We start from the raw sequence: 1,800 nt of genomic DNA on the forward strand, positions 1-1,800 counted from the left end.
GCCGCAGCAGGTCATTGCCCGGATCGATCCTGATGTCCCCCGCCACCACGTTCAGATTCTTATCCGCAATCACATCCGCGCCGCCGATATGCGCCTTGCCGCCTGCGATGATATTCACGTCGCCGCCGGTCGAGCCAATGGTGCTGACGCTCTGGCTTTGGGTGGTGCCGTCTTCGTTCAACTGGTGGCGCGACGAGGTGCTGCCGAAGGTTACGCCGATGCCGCCACCGCTGAACATGCCGCTGGTTTTCTTCTCGTTCAGCCGGTAACTCGATTGTTCTTCGGTGGCCGCCACGATCGCGACGTCATTGCCCGCCTGCAGGTTGACCTTGCCGTCGCCTACTACCGTCGAGCCCTGCACCTTCAGATCATTGCCGGCGTTGAGCGAAACGTTATTGCCGCTCAGCAAGCTGCCTTTCTCGTGGGTGGCATAGTCCTCTTTCACCGTATGAGTGGTGGTTTTGGACAGCAAGCCTTTCCTGGTTTTGGTCTCTTCGAAGAAGCTGTAGTCGCTCTCGGTGGCGCTGTTGAGCGCGATATCGCGCCCGGCGTTGACCGAGACGTCGCCGCCTGCCTGCACCTGCGCGGCGTTGAGGGTCGCGTCGCGTCCGGCCTGCATGTGCGTATCGCCGCCGCTGGCGATGTCAGTGCCTTGTTGGCGGAAAGAGTCGTTCACCTGCTGCTTGCCGCCACCCTGGCTCGCCTGATACTCCCGACTTTGCTGCGCGTTGAGGTTAAGGTCACGCCCGGCGTTCAGCCCGACATGGTTATCCGCCACTATCGCCGCCGCCTGCGAGTTCAGGTCACGCCCGGCCTGCAACTGCAAATCGCCGCCGCTGGTGAGGGTGCTGCGGGTGGCGCCACTGCTGCTGCGCTCGTTGCCGTTATATTTGTCGGCGGTATAGGTGTTGTTGGCAATCAGGTTAACGTCGCCACCCGCTTGCAGGCTCATCCCACCGCCGGAGGTCACTTTCGCGCCGGTGATGTCGATATTATCGCCAGCCTTCATGCTCAACCCGTCTTCGGCGCTGATGGCGGCAATATCGCCGATTTCAGTGCGCGACAGGGTCAGGGACTCGCCGCCCAGAGAACCTTTGGCATCCCATTGGCGGGTCTGGGTTTTGTTGATGATGCTGCCGTCGAGGCTTTCCAGCGCCACCTGCCGGCCACTGAGGGTGGAACCGATATTGTTGATGTCGCCGATGGCGGTGAGTTGCAGCTCGCCCGCGGCGTCCATCAGCCCGCGATTGATATTGCTGATGCCGCTCTGGCTGGTCGCGCTCAACCGTTCGCCGCCCTGCAACGTACTGCCGTCGTTACCGATGCTACCGGCGTTCAGATTAACGCTGTTGCCTGCAATCACGCTGCCACTGAGCGGTGCCAGGTCTTTTTTGGCCAGGTACAGCTTCGGTGCCAGCACCGTTTGGCCATTGACCGTCACCTTCTCCCACCAGACGATGCTGCTGTCCAGCTGTGCCACCTGCTGCGGCGTCAGGCTGATCCCGAGCTGCAAATTCAAGCCGCTCTGCGCCTGGGCGGCATTGTCTATAAGTTGTTGCATCTGCTGCAAATCGGAGCCGACGCCGTTGATATAGCGCTTGCCGGTCTGGGTCAGCAGGGCGTTGCTGATGTAACGGGTATCGAACGCCGCATCGCCAAGGAAGCGGTAGTCGTAGTCCGGATTCAGTTTGAGACGATCGAGGAAATAGGCCGAACCGATAAACTGCGTTTCGTTAGTGAAGCGGCTGTCATTCTCACGCGGCGCAGCGCCGGGTTGCTGGCCCAGCATGGCGTACAAAT

1 protein-coding gene is annotated in these 1,800 nt (G+C 60.9%); it reads right to left on the bottom strand.

Going from position 1 to position 1,800, the window contains the following annotated elements; translation table 11 throughout:
• Positions 1-1,800 (bottom strand): hemagglutinin repeat-containing protein (locus SPL01S_RS24080; protein ID WP_174523975.1); only part of this gene is annotated, 1,800 nt, incomplete at both ends.

Source organism: Serratia plymuthica NBRC 102599 (assembly GCF_001590925.1).
Lineage (GTDB): Bacteria > Pseudomonadota > Gammaproteobacteria > Enterobacterales > Enterobacteriaceae > Serratia > Serratia plymuthica.